At 32.5% G+C, this 22158-nt stretch carries 23 protein-coding genes; 22 read left to right on the top strand and 1 reads right to left on the bottom strand.

The genetic code is table 11. From position 1 onward, the window contains the following. Positions 1-102 precede the first annotated feature (102 nt). The 7 genes from topA (at position 103) to GWR14_RS08325 (ending at position 9927) form a co-directional block, all read left to right on the top strand. Positions 103-2619 (top strand): type I DNA topoisomerase, encoded by a 2517-nt coding sequence (gene topA, locus GWR14_RS08355; RefSeq protein ID WP_163408581.1) that lies wholly within the window; start codon positions 103-105, stop codon positions 2617-2619. Between the two features lie 14 nt (positions 2620-2633). Then, positions 2634-3785 carry a formimidoylglutamase gene (locus GWR14_RS08350; RefSeq protein ID WP_163408580.1) on the top strand — a complete coding sequence of 384 codons (1152 nt, stop codon included), beginning with the start codon at positions 2634-2636 and terminating at the stop codon, positions 3783-3785. 249 nt (positions 3786-4034) lie between these two features. Beyond that, on the top strand, positions 4035-5432 hold the full coding sequence (gene porK / locus GWR14_RS08345) for a T9SS ring complex lipoprotein PorK/GldK (protein ID WP_163408579.1): 1398 nt from the start codon (positions 4035-4037) through the stop codon (positions 5430-5432). Positions 5433-5488: 56 nt separating this feature from the next. Beyond that, positions 5489-6136, top strand: a complete 648-nt coding sequence (gene porL, locus GWR14_RS08340; RefSeq protein ID WP_163408578.1) for a type IX secretion system motor protein PorL/GldL — start codon at positions 5489-5491, stop codon at positions 6134-6136. 52 nt (positions 6137-6188) lie between these two features. Further along, a complete protein-coding gene (gene porM, locus GWR14_RS08335) occupies positions 6189-7730 on the top strand; it encodes a type IX secretion system motor protein PorM/GldM (RefSeq protein WP_163408577.1) in 1542 nt (513 codons plus the stop codon). A gap of 45 nt (positions 7731-7775) precedes the next feature. Continuing rightward, on the top strand, positions 7776-8765 hold the full coding sequence (gene porN / locus GWR14_RS08330; protein ID WP_163408576.1) for a type IX secretion system ring subunit PorN/GldN: 990 nt from the start codon (positions 7776-7778) through the stop codon (positions 8763-8765). 73 nt (positions 8766-8838) lie between these two features. Next, complete coding sequence (locus GWR14_RS08325; protein WP_163408575.1) at positions 8839-9927, top strand: NAD(P)/FAD-dependent oxidoreductase; 1089 nt, start codon at positions 8839-8841, stop codon at positions 9925-9927. On the opposite strand, the gene GWR14_RS08320 is transcribed toward GWR14_RS08325, so the two are convergent. Continuing rightward, positions 9893-10276, bottom strand: coding sequence for a DUF983 domain-containing protein (locus GWR14_RS08320; protein ID WP_163408574.1), 384 nt, complete (start codon positions 10274-10276; stop codon positions 9893-9895). The genes GWR14_RS08325 and GWR14_RS08320 overlap by 35 nt on opposite strands. Positions 10277-10580: 304 nt before the next feature. Between GWR14_RS08320 and GWR14_RS08315 the strand changes: the two genes are divergently transcribed. The 15 genes from GWR14_RS08315 (at position 10581) to GWR14_RS08245 (ending at position 22158) form a co-directional block, all read left to right on the top strand. Continuing rightward, the gene (locus tag GWR14_RS08315; protein WP_163408573.1) at positions 10581-11156 is read left to right on the top strand and encodes a TerD family protein; all 576 of its coding nucleotides are present in this window, start codon (positions 10581-10583) and stop codon (positions 11154-11156) included. Positions 11157-11227: 71 nt separating this feature from the next. Further along, positions 11228-11893 carry an HAD family hydrolase gene (locus GWR14_RS08310; protein WP_163408572.1) on the top strand — a complete coding sequence of 222 codons (666 nt, stop codon included), beginning with the start codon at positions 11228-11230 and terminating at the stop codon, positions 11891-11893. Between the two features lie 2 nt (positions 11894-11895). Further along, the gene (locus GWR14_RS08305; RefSeq protein WP_163408571.1) at positions 11896-12702 is read left to right on the top strand and encodes a phosphoribosyltransferase family protein; all 807 of its coding nucleotides are present in this window, start codon (positions 11896-11898) and stop codon (positions 12700-12702) included. Positions 12703-12705: 3 nt separating this feature from the next. Beyond that, entirely contained in the window at positions 12706-13260 is a 555-nt protein-coding gene (locus GWR14_RS08300; protein ID WP_163408570.1) for a TerD family protein, read from the top strand. A 3-nt stretch (positions 13261-13263) separates the two neighbouring features. Then, positions 13264-13872, top strand: coding sequence for a TerD family protein (locus GWR14_RS08295; protein ID WP_163408569.1), 609 nt, complete (start codon positions 13264-13266; stop codon positions 13870-13872). A gap of 5 nt (positions 13873-13877) precedes the next feature. Further along, a complete protein-coding gene (locus tag GWR14_RS08290; RefSeq protein ID WP_163408568.1) occupies positions 13878-14963 on the top strand; it encodes a toxic anion resistance protein in 1086 nt (361 codons plus the stop codon). A gap of 33 nt (positions 14964-14996) precedes the next feature. Then, a complete protein-coding gene (locus tag GWR14_RS08285) occupies positions 14997-15965 on the top strand; it encodes a hypothetical protein (protein WP_163408567.1) in 969 nt (322 codons plus the stop codon). A gap of 9 nt (positions 15966-15974) precedes the next feature. After that, positions 15975-16526, top strand: a complete 552-nt coding sequence (locus GWR14_RS08280; protein ID WP_163408566.1) for a TerD family protein — start codon at positions 15975-15977, stop codon at positions 16524-16526. A 20-nt stretch (positions 16527-16546) separates the two neighbouring features. Continuing rightward, positions 16547-17206: a TerD family protein gene (locus tag GWR14_RS08275; protein ID WP_163408565.1), complete on the top strand. Its 660-nt coding sequence runs from the start codon at positions 16547-16549 to the stop codon at positions 17204-17206. Beyond that, on the top strand, positions 17206-17619 hold the full coding sequence (locus tag GWR14_RS08270) for a hypothetical protein (RefSeq protein ID WP_163408564.1): 414 nt from the start codon (positions 17206-17208) through the stop codon (positions 17617-17619). Before GWR14_RS08275 ends, GWR14_RS08270 begins: the two co-directional genes overlap by 1 nt. An 11-nt stretch (positions 17620-17630) precedes the next feature. Next, positions 17631-18269, top strand: a complete 639-nt coding sequence (locus tag GWR14_RS08265; RefSeq protein ID WP_163408563.1) for a vWA domain-containing protein — start codon at positions 17631-17633, stop codon at positions 18267-18269. Between the two features lie 75 nt (positions 18270-18344). Further along, complete coding sequence (locus tag GWR14_RS08260; RefSeq protein ID WP_163408562.1) at positions 18345-18980, top strand: vWA domain-containing protein; 636 nt, start codon at positions 18345-18347, stop codon at positions 18978-18980. A 6-nt stretch (positions 18981-18986) separates the two neighbouring features. Further along, entirely contained in the window at positions 18987-19442 is a 456-nt protein-coding gene (locus GWR14_RS08255) for a hypothetical protein (protein ID WP_163408561.1), read from the top strand. Positions 19443-19690: 248 nt separating this feature from the next. Next, complete coding sequence (locus GWR14_RS08250; RefSeq protein WP_163408560.1) at positions 19691-20743, top strand: TerY-C metal binding domain-containing protein; 1053 nt, start codon at positions 19691-19693, stop codon at positions 20741-20743. A 5-nt stretch (positions 20744-20748) separates the two neighbouring features. Continuing rightward, positions 20749-22158, top strand: a complete 1410-nt coding sequence (locus GWR14_RS08245) for a PP2C family serine/threonine-protein phosphatase (RefSeq protein ID WP_163408559.1) — start codon at positions 20749-20751, stop codon at positions 22156-22158.

The following is a 22158-nucleotide window of genomic DNA, read 5'->3' as shown; positions in this document are numbered from 1 at the left end:
ATATGCAATTTTAAGTTTCATAATATCAAAATACTTCAAAAATGCATTCTTAAGGTTAATATTTAAAAAAAATAGATACTTTTGTTCCAGAAAATAAGAGCAATGGCAAAGAATTTAGTAATAGTGGAGTCACCTGCAAAGGCGAAAACGATCGAGAAATTCCTCGGAAGCGATTTTCAGGTGGAGTCAAGTTATGGTCACATAGCAGACTTACCATCAAAGGAAATAGGAGTAGATGTAGAAAATGGTTTTAAACCTAAATATGAAGTTTCTCCGGATAAAAAAGCCTTGGTTACGAAACTAAAATCACTTTCTAAGAATGCCGAAACGGTTTGGTTAGCATCCGATGAGGACCGCGAGGGAGAGGCTATTTCATGGCACTTGGCGGAAGAATTAAAACTGGATACAAAAAAGACCAAAAGAATTGTTTTTCATGAGATTACAAAATCTGCGATTCTTAAAGCAATTGACAATCCAAGAGAAATTGACTATAATTTAGTAAATGCACAGCAAGCACGTCGTGTTTTGGATCGTTTAGTAGGTTATGAATTATCTCCGGTTTTATGGAGAAAAATCAAAGGAGGACTTTCTGCCGGACGTGTGCAATCTGTTTCTGTACGTTTGATTGTAGAAAGAGAACGCGAAATACAGAGCTTTAATGCAATAGCGACTTATTCTGTAGTAGCAGAGTTTATAAACGAAGCAGGGAAAGCTTTTAAAGCAAAACTTCCAAAAAATTTCAATACAAAAAAAGAAGCCGAAGATTTTTTAAAACAAAATATCGGTTCACAATATAAGGTAGCAGACTTAGAAACTAAACCTACCAAAAAATCGCCAACAGCTCCTTTTACAACATCTACGTTACAACAAGAAGCAGCAAGAAAATTATACTTGCCAGTTGGAATTACTATGCAGTTAGCACAGCGTCTTTACGAAGCCGGACTTATTACTTATATGAGAACGGATTCTGTGAATCTCTCGAAAGAAGCAATGGATGCGGCTGAGGCAGAAATTATTAAATCTTACGGAAAAGAATATTCGAAACCTCGTATTTTTGCTAATAAAAACAAAGGAGCACAAGAGGCGCACGAAGCTATTCGTCCAACAGATATGTCTCGTCACTCTGTCAATATAGATCGTGACCAGGCTCGTTTATACGATTTGATCTGGAAAAGAACTTTAGCATCTCAAATGAGCGATGCGCAGTTGGAAAGAACAAACGTAAAAATCGAAGCAGATAATCACAACGAAATTTTCACAGCTTCTGGTGAAGTTTTGCTTTTTGAAGGTTTCTTAAAAGTGTACTTAGAAGGGCACGATGATGATGAAGAAGAGCAAGAGGGAATGCTGCCTGCTTTAAAAGTGAACGAAAAATTAGCTAACAATTATATTACAGCTACAGAGCGATATTCAAGACCGCCGGCACGTTATACAGAAGCTTCTTTGGTTAAAAAACTAGAGGAACTTGGAATTGGCCGTCCTTCTACTTACGCGCCAACTATTTCAACAATTATTAATAGAAATTATGTTGAAAAAGGAACTTTAGAAGGTGTAGAAAGAAATTATACGCAGCTTACACTGCAAAATAGCAAAGTAGGGGAAAAAGTCCTGAAAGAAAATACAGGTTCTGATAAAGGAAAATTAGTTCCGACTGATATAGGAACAATTGTTACGGATTTCTTAGTGAAGAATTTCGAAAACATTTTGGATTACAATTTTACTGCAAAAGTAGAGCAGGATTTTGACGAAATTGCCGAAGGAAATATTGATTGGGCAAACATGATGCAGGATTTTTATAGTCATTTTCATCCAAATGTAAAAGAAGTTGAAGCAAATGCCGAGCGTGAAAGCGGAGAAAGAATTTTAGGAAAAGATGCTGATGGGAGACAAGTTTCTGTTCGTTTAGGGAAATTTGGTCCAATGGCTCAAATTGGAGAGGCAGATGATGAGGATAAAAAGTTTGCCAGCTTAATGGCAGATCAAAATATTGGAAACATTACACTTGAAGAAGCTTTGAATTTATTTTTGCTTCCTAAAAGTTTAGGTGATTATAAAGGAGAAGAAGTGGAAGTAAATAATGGGCGTTATGGTCCATATGTACGTCACGGAAGTGTTTTTATTTCATTGCCAAGAGGAGAAGATCCGCTTGGAGTTTCTAAAGAACGAGCTCAGGAATTAATCGATGAAAAAGCACTTGCTGATGCGCCTATTGCTACTTATAAAGGAGAAGCGGTTCAAAAAGGAGTGGGGCGTTTTGGTCCATTTATCAAGTGGAATGGGCTTTTTGTTAACGTGAGTAAAAAATATAATTTTGATAATTTATCTCAGGCAGATGTTGAAGAGTTGATTGAAGATAAATTACAGAAAAATATAGATAAAGTACTTCATAATTGGGAAGAAGAGGGTATTGTTGTTGAAAAAGCACGTTGGGGACGTTCTGTAATTCTGAAAGGGAAAATTAAAATCGAATTAAGTAAAGATGTTGATGCTTCAAAATTAACACTGGCTCAGGTTCAGGAAATGATTGAAGCAAAAGCACCGGCTAAAAAAACAGCTGCTAAAAAAACAACAGCCGCAAAGAAAACTCCAGCTAAAAAAACAGCTGCCAAAAAGAAATAATTTAAGCACAATAAATGGGATTTGATTTTCTAGAACCAGTTAATGACGGAATTGTGAATTTTGTCAATTCGTTGTCATCTCAAGAGTTGGGTAATAAAATAGTATTGCATACCCATGATCAATTTCCTGATATAAGTAAAATAAATATTGCCATTGTTGGTGTTTTGGAAGACAGACGAAACATTAATATGGTGAATGAAGTTAATCTGACTGCAATTCGAAAAAAGCTATACAGTATGTTTCCGGGTAATTGGGATGCTTCAATTGCTGATTTAGGTGATGTTTTAGCAGGAGAGTCTGTAGAAGATACGTACTTTGCTTTAAAAAAAATAACATCAGAACTGATAAAAAATAAAGTGATTCCGATAGTTTTGGGAGGTTCACAGGATTTGACTTATGCTTTGTATCGAGCTTATGACGATTTAGAGCAGATGGTAAATATGGTTTCTGTAGATAACCGATTTGATTTTGGTAAAGAAAATGAATCTGTTTCAGCTAGTTCTTATTTGACAAAAATAATTATTGATGAGCCAAATAATCTTTTTAATTACTGTAATATAGGATATCAGACCTATTATAATTCGCAAGAAGAAATTGATCTAATTGAAAAGTTGTTTTTTGATGCTTATCGTTTAGGTGAAATTTCAAATAATATAGCTTTGGCGGAGCCTGTTTTTAGGGATGCTGATCTGGTTACTGTTGATTTGAATGCAGTTAAATCTTCTGCTTCGGGAAATATAGTTTCGTTTGAACCAAATGGCTTTAACGGAAAAGAAATTTGTGCTTTGTCCAGATATGCAGGAATTAGTGATAAGGTTTCTTCTTTTGGAATATTTAATCATAATAGTACTGTTTCAGAAGCTGCTATGATAGCGCAGATAATTTGGTATTTTGTAGAAGGTTATCATTACCGTTCTAAAGAGTATCCGTTTGGGAGCAGAACTAATTATTTGAAATATATTGTTCCGTTAGAAGATGAGGAACTAGTATTTTATAAAAGTGATAAAACGGACCGTTGGTGGATTGAAATTCCTTTTTTGTCTAATGGAAACAATAAATTAAAAAGAAATACGTTGTTACCTTGTTCTTATGAAGAATATTTATGTGCCTGCAATCAGGAACTGCCAGAAAGATGGTGGAAAGCGCAACGTAAAAATGCTTTGTAGGTTGTAGTTTGTTGATAATCACGTTGTTTTTTGATTTCTTGAAGATATTAGTAAGAATACAGTTTTTAAAACATAAAATTTAACGTTTTATGCCGATAATTTCTGGTACTTTACTAACAAAATATTTTTTTTTTATTTTTTTTAACATTAATTTTGAACGCTGAAATAAATATAGATATAGTATTGTTTTTTTAAAAAATAATAAATACGTTTACGATTTAAAATAATGAATAGAAATCCCAAATTTATATGAAGAAGTTTATTGCATTTGCGACAATGTTAACACTAGTAATTGGCTGTGGAAAATCAGGCGATAAAGGCGAGTTAGTAGGTGTGCAAGGAGGAAAATGGCATCCTGAAAAGCCTTATGGAATGACTTTGGTTCCTGGTGGATCTTTTATCATGGGTAAATCCGATGGTGATTTAGCTGCTGTAGAAGACGCTCCTACTAAAACAGTAACTGTTCGTTCGTTTTATATGGATGAAACTGAGATTACTAACTCAGAATATCGTCAGTTTGTGGAGTGGGTAAAAGATTCTACAATGAGAGTTCGTTTAGCTATTTTAGCTGATGAGACTGGGCAAAAGGCTAGTGCTGATGCTGGTAAAGGTAAAAAAGCAGGAAGTATTGCAGATTATGCTTTTAATGATTCAGAGCCTGATAAAATGACAGCTTATGATAAATACATGTATGATAATTATTACAGTGTAGGCACAAAAGATGATCCTTATGCAGGAAGAAAATTAAATAAAAAAGTTAAGTTAATTAGAGATACAAAAGCATATCCTGATGAGTATTATGCTGAAGTAATGGACTCTATGTATTTGCCAATTGAAGAATCATATAATGGTTTGAGAACGATTGATGTGAATAAATTGAAATTCCGTTATTCTTGGATGGATATTCAGGCAGCTGCGAAAGCAAAAGTTGGAAAAAGAAAAGATTTTGTGAAAACAGAAGAGGTGCCAATTTATCCTGATACTGCTGTATGGATTAAAGATTTTGCTTATTCTTATAATGAGCCAATGCATAACGATTATTTTTGGCACAAAGCATATGGAGATTATCCTGTTGTTGGTGTAACTTGGAAACAAGCTAAAGCATTTTGCGCTTGGAGAACTTTAAATAAAAATAGCTACATTAAATCTAAGAAAAAAGGACGTGATTTAATAAACGCTTTCAGATTGCCAACTGAGGCAGAATGGGAGTATGCTGCGAGAGGTGGTCTTGAGTCAGCTACATATCCTTGGGGAGGTCCTTATACTAAGAGCGATAGAGGTTGTTTTATGGCTAACTTTAAACCAAGCAGAGGAGATTATGCTGCTGACGAAGCTTTGTATACAGTAGAAGCTAAATCTTATGAAATGAACGGATACGGACTATATAATATGGCAGGAAACGTTTCAGAATGGACAGATTCTGCTTATAATCCAAATGCGTATGAGTATGTTTCTACAATGAATCCAAATGTGATTGATGGAAACAATCAAAGAAAAGTTGTTCGTGGAGGCTCATGGAAAGATGTTGCTTATTTCTTACAGGTAGGAACACGTGATCATGAATATGCAGACTCTGCAAGAAGTTATATCGGTTTCAGAACTGTACAGGATTATATGGGAACTCAGGCAACTGGAAGTAAAAAATAATTTAAATTTAATTCAATAACCAAATCTATTTAAAACACCTAAAAAAAAGAATTATTATGGCATTATTAAGTAAAAAAGCAATGAATTTCGCTTATGGTATGGGAGCGGCAGTAGTAATCGTTGGAGCTTTGTTCAAAATTACTCACTTTGAAATTGGGCCATTAACAGGAACGGTTATGCTTTCTGTTGGATTAGTTACAGAGGCGTTAATTTTTGCACTATCTGCTTTCGAACCAGTTGAAGACGAATTAGACTGGACTTTAGTTTACCCGGAATTAGCTAACGGACAAGCTAAAGAAAAAAAGGCTAAAGCTGAAACTCCAACTGATGCCCAAGGATTATTATCTCAAAAACTTGATTCATTATTAAAAGAAGCTAAAATTGATGGAGAATTAATGTCAAGTTTAGGAAACAGCATTAAAAATTTCGAATCAGCTGCTAAAGGAATTGCTCCAACCGTAGATTCAATTGCTTCTACTAAAAAATATGGAGAAGAATTATCTCTTGCTGCTGCTCAAATGGAATCATTAAACAGTTTATATAAAGTGCAATTAGAAAGTGCTTCAAGAAACGCTGAAGCTAATAAAGAAATCGCTGAAAATGCTTCTAAGTTAAAAGAGCAAATGCAATCTATGACTGCTAATATTGCTTCTTTAAACAATGTTTATGGTGGTATGCTTTCTGCAATGAGTAACAAAGGATAATTAGTTTTTAACTAAATATTAAAATTTATTAATAGAAACTAATTAGAAAAAAATGGCAGGAGGAAAATTAACCCCTAGACAGAAGATGATTAACCTGATGTATCTGGTTTTCATCGCAATGTTAGCAATGAACGTATCAAAAGAAGTAATTTCTGCTTTTGGTTTGATGAATGAGAAATTTGAAGGTGCGAATACTACTTCAACAGAGACAAACGCTAGCTTATTAATGTCTTTAGATCAAAAGGCAGCTGAAGCAAAAGGAGAATTTGCTATTGCAGCAGAAACAGCTCACAAAGTTGAAACTATTACAAAAGAATTTTATGATTATATAGCTACTCTAAAAGCTCAGGCAGTAAAAGGTTTTGAAGTTGATAAAGAAACTGGTAAAATGCCTTATGAGTCTATGGATAGAGGAGATAATATTGATGACTGGTTTACCGGAGACGGGTATACTAAAAAAGGAAACGAAATTATTTCTAAAATCGAAAAATACAAAGCTGATATCAAAGCTACTTTAGGAACAGATAAAAAATACGCTGGAATTATTTCAGAGGTTGAGAAGAAATTTGATGTATCTGAGGTGAAAAACAAAGAAGGTATCAAAGAGAAATACTTAGCTTACCACTTCAAAGGATTTCCTGCGATCGCTACAGCTGCAAAACTTTCTGCTTGGCAAAATGATGTTAAGAAAGTTGAAGCTGATGTTTATAACAGTGCTTTAGGTAAAGCTGCTGTTGCTGCTGCTTCTTACAGCAATTATCAGGCAATTGTAGTTTTAGATAAAAATGCTTATTTTCAAGGGGAGAAAGTTACTGGTAAAGTAGTTTTAGGACGTTATGACGAGAATACAAAACCTACTTCGTTCCAAGGACCTGGACAGATTGTTAACGGACAAGCTGTTATCTCTTTAACTGCTGGTGGAGTTGGAGAACAAGATATTAACGGACAATTTACTTTCTTAGAAGATGGTAAAAATATCCCGCTTAAATTTTCAGGAAAATACGTTGTAGTACCAAGACCAAATTCTGCTACAATTTCTGCTGATAAAATGAATGTGGTATATAGAGGAGTTGTTAATCCAATCTCTGTATCTTTTGCTGGTGTTGATGCTAACAAAATTGTTGCTAGTGCTCCAGGATTAGTTTCTGCAGGAAAACCAGGTAAATATAATATGAGTCCTGGTCAGGGTACTGAAGCAACTATTTCTGTTACAGGAACATTGCCAAACGGAGACAAAGTAGCTGATAAGAAAACTTTCAGAATTAAAGGTATTCCTGGTCCAACTGGTACAATTAGAGGTGAGATGGGAGTTGTTAAAGGTCCTAAATCTAACTTAGAAATTGCTACTATTGGTGCTAAGTTACTTGATTTTGATTTTGAAGTTGCTTTAGATGTTGTAGGATTTAATTTAAAAATTACAGGGCAGCCTACAGTTGTAGTTTCTGGTAATAGATTAAATGCACAATGTAAATCAGTTCTTTCAAAAGCTGGTAAAGGAGATCAGGTTACTATTTCTGAAATTAAAACAAAACTTGTTGGAGCTGGAAGTTATTTATTGCCAAGAACTGCTCCGGTAATTTACGAAATACAATAATAAAGTAGGTATATCCTACGTTCAATATCTTATAATGATATCATGATGAAAGTAAGAAATTTTTTAATAGCTATTGTTTCTATCGCTGGAGGTTTTACTTCTAATGCGCAATCCAATTTGCTTAATGCTAAGACGCCTGCACAAATTGGACTTAAAACTCCTGCACAGCTAATTTCAGACAATGACAAGCCTTTGGCTTATGGTTATGTGGATGATAGAGATGTATTAATGGGGAAAACTACCTGGGAGATTATTGATTTAAATGAAAAAATAAACTTTCCATTATATTTTCCTGTAGATACAGCTAATATCGGTGCAGATAGACGTTCTCTTTATGATGTTTTGACTAAAGCCATGAAAAAGGGAAAAATTACAGAAGTATATGCTGATAGTTATTTCAATACTAAAAAATCTTTGAAAGACATCGAGGGATCATTATCACGTATTGATACAACTGACGCAGGTAGAGAATTAATCAACCAGTATCCGGATGATTACAAGACTCGTGTTGTTAAGAAAAAAGTAGTTACAGGAACCGGTAAAAAGAAAGTTGTGACTTATGTTGATGAAACAGTTGGGCCAACTAGAACTGTTCCTGCAGAATATATCTTAAAACAAGATCTTACAGCTGCAGATGTAACACAGTATAAAATAAAAGGATATTGGTATTTTGACAAACGTCAAAGTGAATTAAAATATCGTTTACTAGGAATTTGTCCTGTAACGCCTGACGTTTATACTATGAACAGTGATGAAAAGGATTATATTGAGTTATTTTGGATTTTTTATCCAAATTCAAGAGAAGTTTTGCATGAAGCAAAGGCTTTTAATGATAGTAACTCAGCTCTTCCAATCTCATTTGATCAGATTCTTAATTCTCGTCGTTTTAACGCTGTTGTGTATAAAGAAGAAAACATGTATGGAGATCGTGAGATTAAGGAATACATGAAAGACAATGCACAAAACCAGTTATTAGAATCTGAAAGAGTAAAAGAAAAGATTCGTAATTTCGAACAAGATATGTGGAACTACTAAGTTTTATATTACATTATACCAAAACTCTTACTACCTTTGTAGTAAGAGTTTTTTATTTATATACTATTTTCTAATGCTTGATTATTTAATCGTCGGATCTGGATTGGCAGGAATTTCTTTTGCGGAAGTTGCCCTTAAAAACAATAAAACTATTTTGCTTATTGATGATGAATCACAGAACTCTTCCAAAGTTGCAGGCGGATTATACAATCCTGTAATTTTGAAGCGTTTTAGTGAAGTTTGGAATGCTAAACAACAATTAGTTTTAATGAATGATTTTTATAGTCAGGTTGAGAATAAATTAAAAACAAAATTTAATTTTCAAATGCCAATTTTAAGAAAGTTTTTCTCTATTGAAGAACAGAATAATTGGTTTGCTGCTTCTGATAAAATTAATCTGGAGCCCTTTTTGTCAACTAAATTAATATCTAAAAAGTTTAATGGTATTGATTCTCCATACGATTACGGAGAGGTTTTGCATACGGGATATGTTAATACAGCTTTGCTATTAGAGAAGTATAAACAATATTTAATAGAAAATAGTTTATTGCTTAATGAGACTTTTGAGAGTAATGATATTGAATTTTTAGATCCTGGAATTAAATATAAAAATATTCAGGCAAGGCATATTGTTTTTGCAGAAGGTTTCGGGTTGCATAAAAACCCTTTTTTTAATTACCTTCCGCTGGATGGTACAAAAGGAGAGTTGTTTATAATAAAAGCTCCAAATTTAGATCTTGATGTTATTGTAAATACTAGTGTTTTTATACTGCCTCTTGGAAATGATCTTTTTAAAGTTGGCGCTACTTACAATTGGTATGACAAAACAGCAGAACCTACTGAAGAAGGTAAAAAAGAACTTTTAGAACGCATTAGAGAGATTATTACATGCGATTTTGAGATTGTGAAACATTTCGGAGGAGTTCGTCCTACGGTTGCAGATAGAAGACCTATCATTGGTACTCATGAAGCATACAAATCACTTCATATTTTAAACGGATTAGGAACACGCGGAGTAATGCTAGGGCCTGCTTTAGCACTGATATTATTTAATCATATCGAAAAAGGAGATCCAATTGATCAGGAAGCTGATATTAAACGATTCCATAAAAGGTATTTAAAGGCTCTTATTTATTCCCGGCCTCAGGATCATAAGAAATAAACATATTAATATATAAATTTCTTGAAAGTCTTAAAATGAAAGGAAATAAAACAATCAAAGTAATGACAATTGCTAAAAAAGATTGTTCTATAGTGACTCCGATAATTATGAACGAAACAATAAAAGCTGCAATTCCTAAAGCTACGTTTAATCCATAACTGACATACATTGCACCATAAAAAAAAGAAGGCTCGATTTGGTATTTGAATCCGCAGTGGCTGCAATGATCATTCATTTTTAGAACTTTACTTAAATGAAGTGGGTTTTTGTCTTGATACATGCTTTCTTTTTGGCATTTTGGACAACTTCCTGTTGCAATGCTATTTAGTTTAGAGCCTCTTTTAAACATTTTTTCGATGATATTATTTTTAAAAATTGCAAACGAAATAAACTATTTACATGGCAATTTTAAATTTTAAGAATAAAATGTAAATATAGTGATAATGTTTGTCTTTTCTTTGACACTGTCTTATCATTAGTTTCGATAAGATTTTAGGTGAATAATTTTTTCGTCAAAATTAAAATTGCAGTGATTTTAATAAAACGCTGTTGAATTTGTTGATAATTTTCGTCTTTTACACTTTTACTAATTACTTAATAGTCTTCTTTTTTGTATTATTGTACAGGTTAATTTTTTAAATTAAAATAATATAATGGCAATAAATTTACAAAAAGGACAAAAAATAGACATTGGATTGTCTAATATTACTGTTGGTTTAGGATGGGATCCAAATGAAGGAACTGGCCATGATTTTGATTTAGATGCATCAGCAATTATGATTAATTCAGATAGAAAACTTTTGGGAGAAAACTATTTTATATTTTACAATAATTTATCATCTCCAGATGGCGCTCTATTACATACAGGTGATGATCCAACAGGAGGAAATAGTGACGGTGATGATGACGAAGCAATAAAGGTTGATTTAGCTAAAATCGATTCTGCAGTAGAAGAGATTCTTTTTGTAGTTACAATTGAAGATTTTGAGCGCAGAAAACAAAACTTTGGACAGGTTAGAAATTCTTATATTAGAATAGTTGACGATTCAAATGGACAGGAAATTGCGAAGTATGAATTAGGCGAAGATTTTTCGATTGAAACAGGAGTGGAATTCGGAAGATTATACAAGAGAAATGATAACTGGAGATTTGAAGCTTCAGGAATTGGTTACAGAGCTGATTTAGGGTTCTTTCTGGAAAAATATTATTCTGGAGAAATAATTAAATAATGGTAAATTCTTTTTTCTAAATTATTCTTTTTAGAAAAAGAAATTACGGAGAATATATTAAAAAGAGAGTTTTGAAAATAAATCATGAAAATTACAGCCATCTTTCTTTTGATTTGTGGCTGACATTGATAAAGTCAAATCCAGAGTTTAAACAAAAAAGGAATTTATTATTTAAAGATTTTTTTGAAATAGAACATGGAATTGAAAAGGTAAACGAAGTTGTACGGTATTATGATGTTTTGTGTAATAATATTAACGAAAAAACAGGATTAAATATTGATACATACGAAATTTATTACCTAATTTTAGGCGCGTTAGATGTAGATTTTGATAAAAATGAAACTGATCGTTTAAAGGAGTTTTACAGTCATACAGAAGAACTTTTTTTAGAATATAAGCCAGTTTTAATTTATTCGGATATAGAGAAAATGTTTAAAGACGTAACTAATCAGGGCAAATCGATTAATATTTTAAGTAATACGGCATTTATTAAAGGAAGGGTTTTAAGAAAAATATTAGAGCATTACGAGCTGGCAGAATACTTAAAATTTCAGATCTATTCTGATGAAGTTGGGTTTTCTAAACCAAATACTAAAATTTTTAAATTAGTATTTGATGAAGTTAATAAATATAAAAAAATAGAAAAAAAGGATGTTTTGCATATTGGTGATAATAGTATTGCTGATTACAATGGGGCATTGAAATTTGGTTTTGATGCACATCTATTAAAAATATAAAAGTGAATATAAGCTATAGTTTACATAAAATTGTTGAAGAAAAAAACTGCCCTTTTAAGGAAGCAGAATACAGCAGGTTTAAATTTGGAGATAAGCTTTATGCAGAGAAATTTGCAGAAGAACTCTTTGATGGATTTGTTGTTCAGCATAGAGATTTAATATTATCAGATAAAGATATCGTTATTTTACCAAGTCCTTATTTGTCTATTCCTACGGCATCAAACTTTTTGTGCTATTATTTTAAAAAAGAGCTTAACAGTTATTTATTTAAAAATGGTAAAAAAGCCTGTATCGAATCTAAAATTTATAGAAATCAAACTTACGTAACAGATTACGGAAATTTGGATTTTGAGCAAAGAGTAAAATTGATATCAAATGATACGTACTATATAGATCGTAATTTCATTGAAGGTAAACTATGCATTTTTGTAGATGATATCAAAATAACCGGAAGTCATGAGCACACAGTGAACAAAATCTTAGATCAATATAATGTTGATGGAGATTTTCTATTCGTTTACTACGCAGAATTAGCAAATAAAGAGATTCACCCTAAAATAGAAAATCACTACAATTATTTTGCTGTAAAAGGAGTAGAAGATATTGTCTCTATTGTAAACAGCGAAGATTTTCAATACAATACCAGAATTGTGAAATTTATATTAAGTCTCGATGATAAACAGTTTGCTTATTTGATTTCAAATATTTCCAGAAAGAAAAGCAACGAATTATTTCATCTTGCAATCAGTAATAATTATCATCAGATTTTAGAATACAAAAATAATATTAACATAATAAAAATAGATTAGATTATGGCTATTAATTTGCAGAAAGGGCAAAGAGAAAATATTAATGCCCCAAAATTTACTATTGGTTTAGGATGGGATACCAACAGCAGCAGTACAGGTTCGAGTTTTGATCTTGATGCTTCAGTTTTTATTTTGGGAACTAATGGAAAAATATTATCTGATTCTCATTTCATTTTTTATAATAATTTGAAAGCACCTGATGATTCTGTCATTCATACAGGAGACAACTTAACTGGAGACGGAGATGGAGATGATGAACAAATAAAAATCGATTTGGCTAAAATTAACGGTGCTGTAAAAGAAATTTGTGTAGTTGTTACAATTCATGATGCTGAAAGCAGAAGACAAAATTTTGGACAGGTACGTAATTCATTCATTCGTATTGTAGATGATTCTAATAATACAGAAATGGTTAAATATGAATTAGAAGAAGATTTTTCAATAGAGACAGCTGTTGAATTCGGAAGAATTTACAATAAAGATGGGCAGTGGAAATTTGAAGCAGTAGGAGTTGGAATGAAAGGCGGATTAGAGGATTATTTAAATAAATATAACTAAGATATGGCAATTAATTTAGAAAAAGGACAACGTATTAATCTTGAAAAAAGTAACGGTTCAAAACTGGTAAACGTTTGTGTGGGAGTAAACTGGGGAGCAATTGAAAAAAAAGGTTTTTTTGGAACAAAAAAAGAGGCTGTAGATTTAGACGGCAGCTGTGCTGTTTATGATGACAAAAAGAACCACATCGATTCGGTAAACTTTAGAAAATTAATTTCGAATGATCGTGCTATTAAACATAGTGGTGACGATTTGACTGGAGATTTAAATGGCGATGACGGATTAGATAATGAAGTTATTACTTTAGATTTTTCTCAGTTAACACCTTCTGCAAATTATGTTGCATTTTTTATAAATAGTTTCAGAGGCCAGGATTTTAAAGATATTCCTTTTGCATCTATCAGAATATATGAAGGGACTCCAACAAGAGTTAGTCAGGAGTTTGCTCGTTATGATGTTGCAAATGATGCTTCTTTTGCAGGGAATGTTTCTATGGTTTTGGGAGTTTTTTATAAAAGAAACGACGAATGGAAATTTAATGCAGTAGGTGTACCGACAAATGATAAAAAATTAGAACAGACAATTGTTACAATTCAACAGAATTATTTATAAAAGTCATGGAAAATCAATTAGTTACTCAGGAGAATAATGCTTTGATTGATAAGGATGGAAATGTTAATTTAGCTTCAATTACAGAAGCTGATGTAAATAATTACAAATCCATTTCAAATCAGTTAAATGAGAATGATGCCAATTCAATTCTGAATTATGGTGCCGAAATTCAAAACTCTATTGCCAAACAGAGTGATACTTTCTTAACAAATGTTAGAACTTACAACTCAGGCGAGGTAGGAACTTTGATTAATGATTTATTGACAGAATTAAATTATGTCGATGTTGATCAGTTAGACCAGGGACCGTTCAAAAGATTTATCTCTAAAATTCCTTTACTGAATAAGTTAATTACAGATGTTAAAAAATTATTCCAGGAATATGACAGAATTACTGTAAATATTGAAAAAATCAGTAATAAAGTAAAAGCCGGAATGATTAATTCTGTGAAAGATAACAGTGCGCTTCAGACTATGTTTGACGGGAATGTGAATCTTATCAAGGAAATGGAAAAACACATTATTGCAGGGCAGATTCGATTTAAGGAATTAAATGAAGAGCTTGCTGTAATGGAAGGAAATAGTGCACAATATCAGGACTATCAGATTTCTGATAAAAGAACTTTTATCAATCGTTTAGATAAGCGTCTTGCCGATATGAAAATTGTTCGTTTTATCATGTTACAATCTCTGGCTCAGATTAGAGTAGTTCAGAACAATAATACTTCTATTGCAGAAAAAGCCCAGTCAATCCTGACCACAACAATGCCAGTTTGGAAAAATCAATTGACACTGGCGGTTGCTTTGCAAAGACAAAAGCAAAATATCGAAGTACAAAGAAGAGTATCAGAAACCACAAATACTATTTTGCAGAAAAATGCTGAAATGCTGAAACAAAACAGTATTGAAGTGGCAAAAGAAAACGAAAACACAATCGTTTCTCTTGAAACACTTAAAATGACAACAAAATCTCTGATCGATACTCTGACAGAAGTAAAACAAATACACGATCAGGGTACAGAAACCAGAAGACAGCTTGATGCTGGTTTACAAAGTCTTGAGCAGGAATTGAAAAAAGGCGTTGTGAGCTAGATTAATAAAATTTGAATGTTTGAAAGTAGATAAATGCAGGAGGAAGAGGAGAGATATCTCGAAATAATAAAAGAGAGCAACAGAAAACTTGTGATTTTAGAATTGCTGGCCAATTTCTTTAATCACAAGGATCTTTTTGGAGTTTTGGTAAGAACAAAAATCATTCATAAACTTTTTGAAAATAATAGAATATTAGATATTAATAAACTGGAACTTTTCCATATTCAATATACTAATAGTCTTATTGATTTATTTCAAAAACTGAAAAAGTCCAAAGAACAGCAATATGTTTTAATTTCAGATGAGATTTATATTAATGAAGATATTTTGACAAAATTAAAGCTGGAAATTGGCGAAACAAAATTTGCCAAACAAATGCAGCTGCATGCGCAGAATATGTCAGGAAAAATAGAAGAACTCTATCATATCTTCGCTACAGATAAAAAAGAAGTTTTCTTTAACTGGAACGATTTAATAACTTTTTCTCAAAGAGTTCAGTCTGAATATTACAGAGAGATAACAATAGACCAGTATGAAAAGTTGTCTCAGTTTAACAAAAGTGTTTACCAAAACGAACAGGCAAGATTTGAGCGAAAACTTTTAGGACGGTTAAATATTCTAAATTTCAAGATAAAGTTTTCCTGTGGTTTGGTCTGCAATAATGAAATAATAGAGATTTACGAGTTTAGGGATTCTAATGATAAATTTGTTTTTGTTGCTAATGAAAAATCGTTTTATTTCTTAAATGAAGAGGCTGTTAAAGGAGTTGACCTTTCAAAAAATGATTCATCTAAAGAGGCAATTGTAAAAGGATTAAAAAACAAAAATGCCGAATTAAAAAAAGAACTTAGTACAATAAAAACGACACTGCCTGAAAGTGTTCTGGACGTATTAAAAGAATATCATGAAAAAATTTCATCAGTAGATTTTCTGGATGAATTGCAGAATGTTGATGAGCAGACAAATATTTTAAAAACAATGTTGAATATTAATATTAATTAAAAAAATATAATGGCAATTAACTTAGAAAAAGGACAAAGACAGAGTATCGATGCTCCTAAATTTACTGTAGGACTTGGATGGGATAGTAATTCAAGCAACACAGGATCAAGTTTTGATGTGGATGCTTCAGTATTTTTAGTTGGTGCAAACGGAAAAATTCCAAATGACAACCATTTTGTTTATTACAATAATTTAAAATCACCTGATGGAGCAGTAATTCACGCAGGAGATAATTTAACCGGCGATGGCGATGGAGATGACGAAAAAATCCAGATTGATTTATCTGTAATCTCCCCGGATGTACAAGAAATTTCTTTTGTGGTAACGATTCATCAGGCAGATACAAAAAGACAGAATTTTGGACAGATTAGAAATTCATTTATCAGAATTCTGGATGAGTCAAAAACTGAATTGGTTAAATATGAACTTGATGAAGATTTTTCTATTGAAACTGCAGTAGAATTTGGAAGAATTTATAAAAGAAACAACGAGTGGAAATTTGAAGCAGTTGGCATAGGAATGAAAGGTGGCTTACAGGATTATTTGAATAAATATAACTAATTTAAAACCAATTTAAAAGCATGGCAATTAACTTAACCAAAGGACAAAAAATTGATTTGCGAAAATCAAGCGGTGAAACATTAACAAATTTTTGCGTCGGAGTAAACTGGGGGGCAATTGAAACAAAAGGATTTTTAGGATTATCAAAAAATGTAACAGAAGTAGACTTAGATTTAAGCTGTGTACTTATTGATGACCAAAACAAACTTTGTGATCATTTGTATTCGCCATTGTACAGAGTAGAAGTATTGCAGCAGTTTGGTTTGCCAAAAGGTAAATTAGTGAGTGTTGACGGAGCTCTAAGGCATACCGGTGATGATCTTGCCGGAGATACAGGCGGTGATGATGGTTTGGATAATGAAATTATTACCGTAGACCTTTCTAAAGTTGATGCTAAAGTAAGTCAGATATTTTTCTTTTTAAATAATGCAGGAAAAGAAGACTTTTCTCAAATTCCGTATGCAAAAATCAGAATGTATGAAGGAACTCCAACAAGAGTAGCTTCAGAATTTGCATCTTATAATGTTTCTGCTGAAGCGCAGTATGTAAACAAACGTTCGATTATTATGGGTAAATTATATAAACGTAATGGTGAATGGAAATTCAGCGCAATTGGTGACCCTACAGATGATACTTTCTTAGGACAGACTATTCACAAAATCGTTAAGTCTTATCTGTAATGCAAATTAAAAATATAGAAGGACTAAAAGTTTCTCAGATAAGAGACATAGTTGGGCAGGGTGGAAAATTTGTTATTTTTCCTTATACAATTTCTTTTGTATTAATGACTCTAAAAAGAAGTTCAGATATTTATTTTATTAGGCCAGATGAAAACACTTTTAAATATTCTTACGGGTATGTTTTATTAAACTTTTTCATTGGGTGGTGGGGATTTCCCTGGGGACCAATTTATACTATTGGGTCACTATACCATCACATTTGTGGAGGTAAAGATTTGACTTTTGAAGTAATGAATCATTTAGGACAACACGATCCGGAAGCTAATACAAGTACTTACAATATTGACGGAATTGAAAGCTCTAACGAAGGAAATAGAGCTGCTGAAACTCCAACTTATAATATTCCTGTATAAATAATTGCCTTATGAGAAGACTGCCTGTATATTTACTTTTAGATACATCTGGTTCAATGACTGGAGAACCTATCGAAGCTGTTAAAAATGGCGTTCAGATGATGATCAGTTCACTGCGCCAGAATCCGCAGGCAATTGAAACTGCTTTTTTAAGTGTGATTACTTTTGATAGTATAGCACAGCAAATTATACCTTTAACCGATTTGGCTTCTTTTCAAATGGTAGATTTAAAAGCAACTGGAGTAACCGCTTTGGGAGATGCTTTAAAATTGACTGCTCAGAAAATAGAAACAGAAGTTGCAAAAACAACAACTGAACAAAAAGGTGATTGGAAACCATTAGTTTTTATTATGACCGACGGAATTCCGACAGATAATTGGGAGATTGGTCTTGCAGAGTTCAAAAAAGTAAAAACTGCTTTTACTGTTGCTTGTGCAGCAGGAGCAGGGGCAGATACCAATGTTTTAAAACAAATTACAGATACAGTTGTAAGTCTGGAGAATACAGACAGTTCAAGTATTGGTAAGTTTTTTCAATGGGTAACAGCTTCAATTGGTGTAACTTCAACGAGAATTGAAGATTCAGGAAAAGAACTTACAAACTTTAAAGAATTACCTCCGCCACCATCTGAATTGAATATTGTGGTTTAAATTTAGAGAAGGCGGAGTTTTTTCGCTTAATTAATAGTTTAGGAATTCATTGTTTTACTAGTTTTTAAAATTAATATGAGAAGACTACCCGTATATTTTTTGCTGGATACTTCAGGTTCTATGTATGGAGAACCCATTCAGGCTTTGAATAATGCTTTAAGCGGTATGATTAATACGCTTCGTTCAGATGCTCAGGCGTTAGATTCTCTTTGGATTAGTATTATAACTTATGACAGAGAAGTAAAAGAAATTGTGCCGTTAACAGAACTGGTTCATTTTCAGCTTCCTGAAATAACCTGTCCGCAGAGTGGTCCAACCAATACTGGTGCAGGATTAGATTATGTAATTCAGAAAGTAAAAGCAGAAGTTATCAGAGGATCTGCCACTCAGAAAGGCGATTGGAAACCACTGCTTTTTGTTTTTACAGATGGAAAACCTTCGGATATTCAATTCTACAGAGAAAAAATACAGGAAGTTAAAGCTTTGGACTTTGGTGCCGTTGTTGGCTGCGCAGCTGGCCATATGGCAAACGATAGTATTTTGAAAGAACTTACCGATAATGTTGTTCATTTAGATTCTGCCGATAGTTCGACTTTAAAACAATTTTTTAAATGGGTTTCTGAAACGATCGAACAAGGAAATAAAAGCCAGGGAACTGGTGAAAGCGTAACTTTGCCGCCTCCACCGAGTGAAATAACTGTTGTGATTTAATTTAAAATGCTTGATATGCTATTTACATTTTCAAAAGGACTAATTAAAGTTGCGACATATGCAGGGGAAGCTTATTATGAATCTCAAGATGGTGTAGATTCTATTGTTCTAAGCGATGACGAAAAATTGCAAGTTATGAATATTGATAATTTGATAGTATGTTATCAATCGTCAATAAAAGTAGATCGTTATTCAGCAGAAAAAGTACATCAAGCCTTAAGAAACTATTTTCCAAATAGTCATTTTGTAATAGACGAAGTTATCACCCGAAAAAATTGTATTTATATAAAAGTAACTCATGCTATACCTTTCAGAGATGCTAATAAATGTTTTGGAACAACTTTTTCTGTGAATTATATGGATGCTAATAATAGCATTTCTGTTTACGGTTATGATACCAGAAATACTTCAGAAAAAGAAGTGTTTAAAAATATTGCGCAAGAATTATTAGCTATTTTTTAAATGGTTTTTATCAAAATATTCATGAATATTCCAGGTCTGTTTTTGGGTCCAAAATTATTACCATACAAAGACAAGTTAAACCCACAGTAAAAAACCATTTTTGATTTTTTTCAATAGTATTTTTTCGTCTATATTTAATTTTTTGAAGCCAATGATAAAAACCTTTTTCGACTGGAGTTGGTTTATCTGTATATATGACGCGGATTGTACTTTTAGTTATTTTTCTAATGTTACTAAATTCCTTTAAAATGAGAAGATTACCAATATATTTTTTAATTGATATTTCTGAATCAATGGTTGGCGAACCAATCCAGCAAGTTGAAGAAGGTTTGGCGACTATTATTCAGGCATTAAAGACAGATCCTCATGCTTTAGAAACCGTTTATGTTTCTATAATTGTATTTGCAGGACAGCCGAAAACATTAGTGCCTTTACAGGAAATAGTGAGTTTCTATCCGCCTAAATTTCCAATTGGAAGCGGTACATCTCTCAGTAAAGGTTTAGGTCATTTAATGCATGAATTAAGAAGCAATATTGTTAAAACGACTTACGAAGTAAAAGGAGACTGGAAACCAATAGTTTTCTTGTTTACCGATGGAGTTCCTACTGATGACAGTCATGCAGCAATTAATGAATGGAAACAAAACTGGCAACGAACTGCCAATTTAATTGCAATTTCTTTTGGAAACGAAACAGATACAAAATTATTAGGCGAGCTGACAGAAAATGTACTGCACTTTAAAAATACAAATGTACAGTCGTACAAAGAGTTTTTTAAATGGGTAACCGATTCTATTAAAACCAGCAGCATTAGTGTCGAAAATAATTCTACAGGTTTTGAATTGGCAAAATTAGACGGTGAAACGCTTTCAAAAATAGATTTGACTAAAGAGGTTCCAATCAAACAATATGTTGATGATAATTATGTGGTTTTAAACGGTAAATGTCAAAACACAAAAAGACCTTATTTGATGAAATACCGTAAAACGATTGCAGAATCGATTTATGCAGGTATTGAATTATCGTCTAAAAATTACAAATTGGTTGGTGCTTATCAGGTTGATAATACTTATTTTGAATTGGCTGATAATACAAATTTTAATACTAAAGTGAATACTGAGGAATTGATTGGGGGACCTACTTGTCCTTGTTGCGGCAATCAGATTGCTTTTGCAGTATGTGTCTGCCAAAAAATACATTGCATAGGGGATGAAGACATAAGTACATGTCCATGGTGTAATAATCAAGGTTCTTACGGTTATGGTGAAGGCGGTTTTGATGTAAACAGAACACAAGGATAATACGTATGGAAGAGATCAAAAGATATCTTCAGTCTTTTTTATTCCAAAATAAAATCGATATTCCAAGAAGCAAACAATCGCTTTTTGAAGATTTTATTAGCGATGAAATCAATATTACAGCAGTAAAAATAATTAAAGAAAAACAGCAGATGATGATGCGAAATTGGAACTTAATAAATCGAATTGATGATATTACGAATCAATCTGTTTTTCTGCCAAACGGTACCGTGAATAAAACATACGAAGCAAAAATTGATTTTATTCAGTTAGGTTGGGATGATATTATTTCGTACGAAATTCAAAATTTAGAAGAAACCGGACTTTCATTTGATCGCGAAAAAGAATTGCTTTCAGGAAACCCAAAAATAAGCGGTGATTTAAAAATTAAAATGCTTTTTAAAATTGATGGCGAAGCTGAAGAAACGCCTTTAAATGAAAAAGTATTTGCAGTAATCATAAATCCGGATCCAAAATCACTATGGAAAAATATTGAAAGTGATAAAAATGCTCCTTTCAGTAAAGAAGATAATGCAGCAGCTGCAGGTTCATTTTTAGATAAAAAAATTGTTGTTGCGTCTAAAAGAGGAAGAAGTCATGCCAATGTTGGTTCTTTTAGAGAAGACGATTTTGCATTTAGAAATTTCAGTTCAAATGGCTGGAGTGTTTTGGCTGTTTCAGATGGTGCAGGTTCATCTTCTTTGTCAAGAAAAGGCTCTCAATTAGCCTGTGATACATTAATTGAATACTTCGAAGAGAATCTTGACAAAGAAAATTTAAAAGAGTTTGATGAGATTTTATTCAGTCATTACAAAAAAACAGATTCGGATTCATCCAAAAAAATATCATATTTTGTTTACAATACTCTGTTAAAAGCAGCTCATTTTGTAAATCAGAAGATTGAAGAATTTGCAACTGAGAATAATGAAGAACTGAAAAAATTTCATGCGACTTTAATTTTTGCTTTAGTTAAAAAATATGATTTTGGATATGCCATTCTAACTTTTGGAGTTGGCGATTGTCCGATTGGTTTGCTAAATAAAGATTTAACCGAAATTACGCTAATGAATGTTATAGATGTTAGCGAATTTGGTGGCGGAACACGTTTTATTACCATGCCAGAAATTTTTCAAAGTGATAAACTTTCTTCGCGTTTTGGGTTTAAATTGGTAAACGATTTCTCTTATTTAATGCTGATGACAGACGGAATTTACGATCCTAAATTTGTTGTCGAAGCTAATCTGGAAAAAATAGAAAGGTGGAATGAGTTTTTGTCTGATTTAAAAGGAAATAATGAAGATGGATCTAAAGTTGATTTTGAAAATGAAAATGCAGATATTGCAGCACAGCTTTCGACCTGGATGGATTTTTGGAGTCCGGGAAACCATGATGACAGAACACTTGCTATAATTTACTAA

This window comes from Flavobacterium ajazii (genome assembly GCF_010614725.1).
Lineage (GTDB): Bacteria > Bacteroidota > Bacteroidia > Flavobacteriales > Flavobacteriaceae > Flavobacterium > Flavobacterium ajazii.
This window is presented reverse-complemented; position numbering and strand designations above follow the sequence as displayed.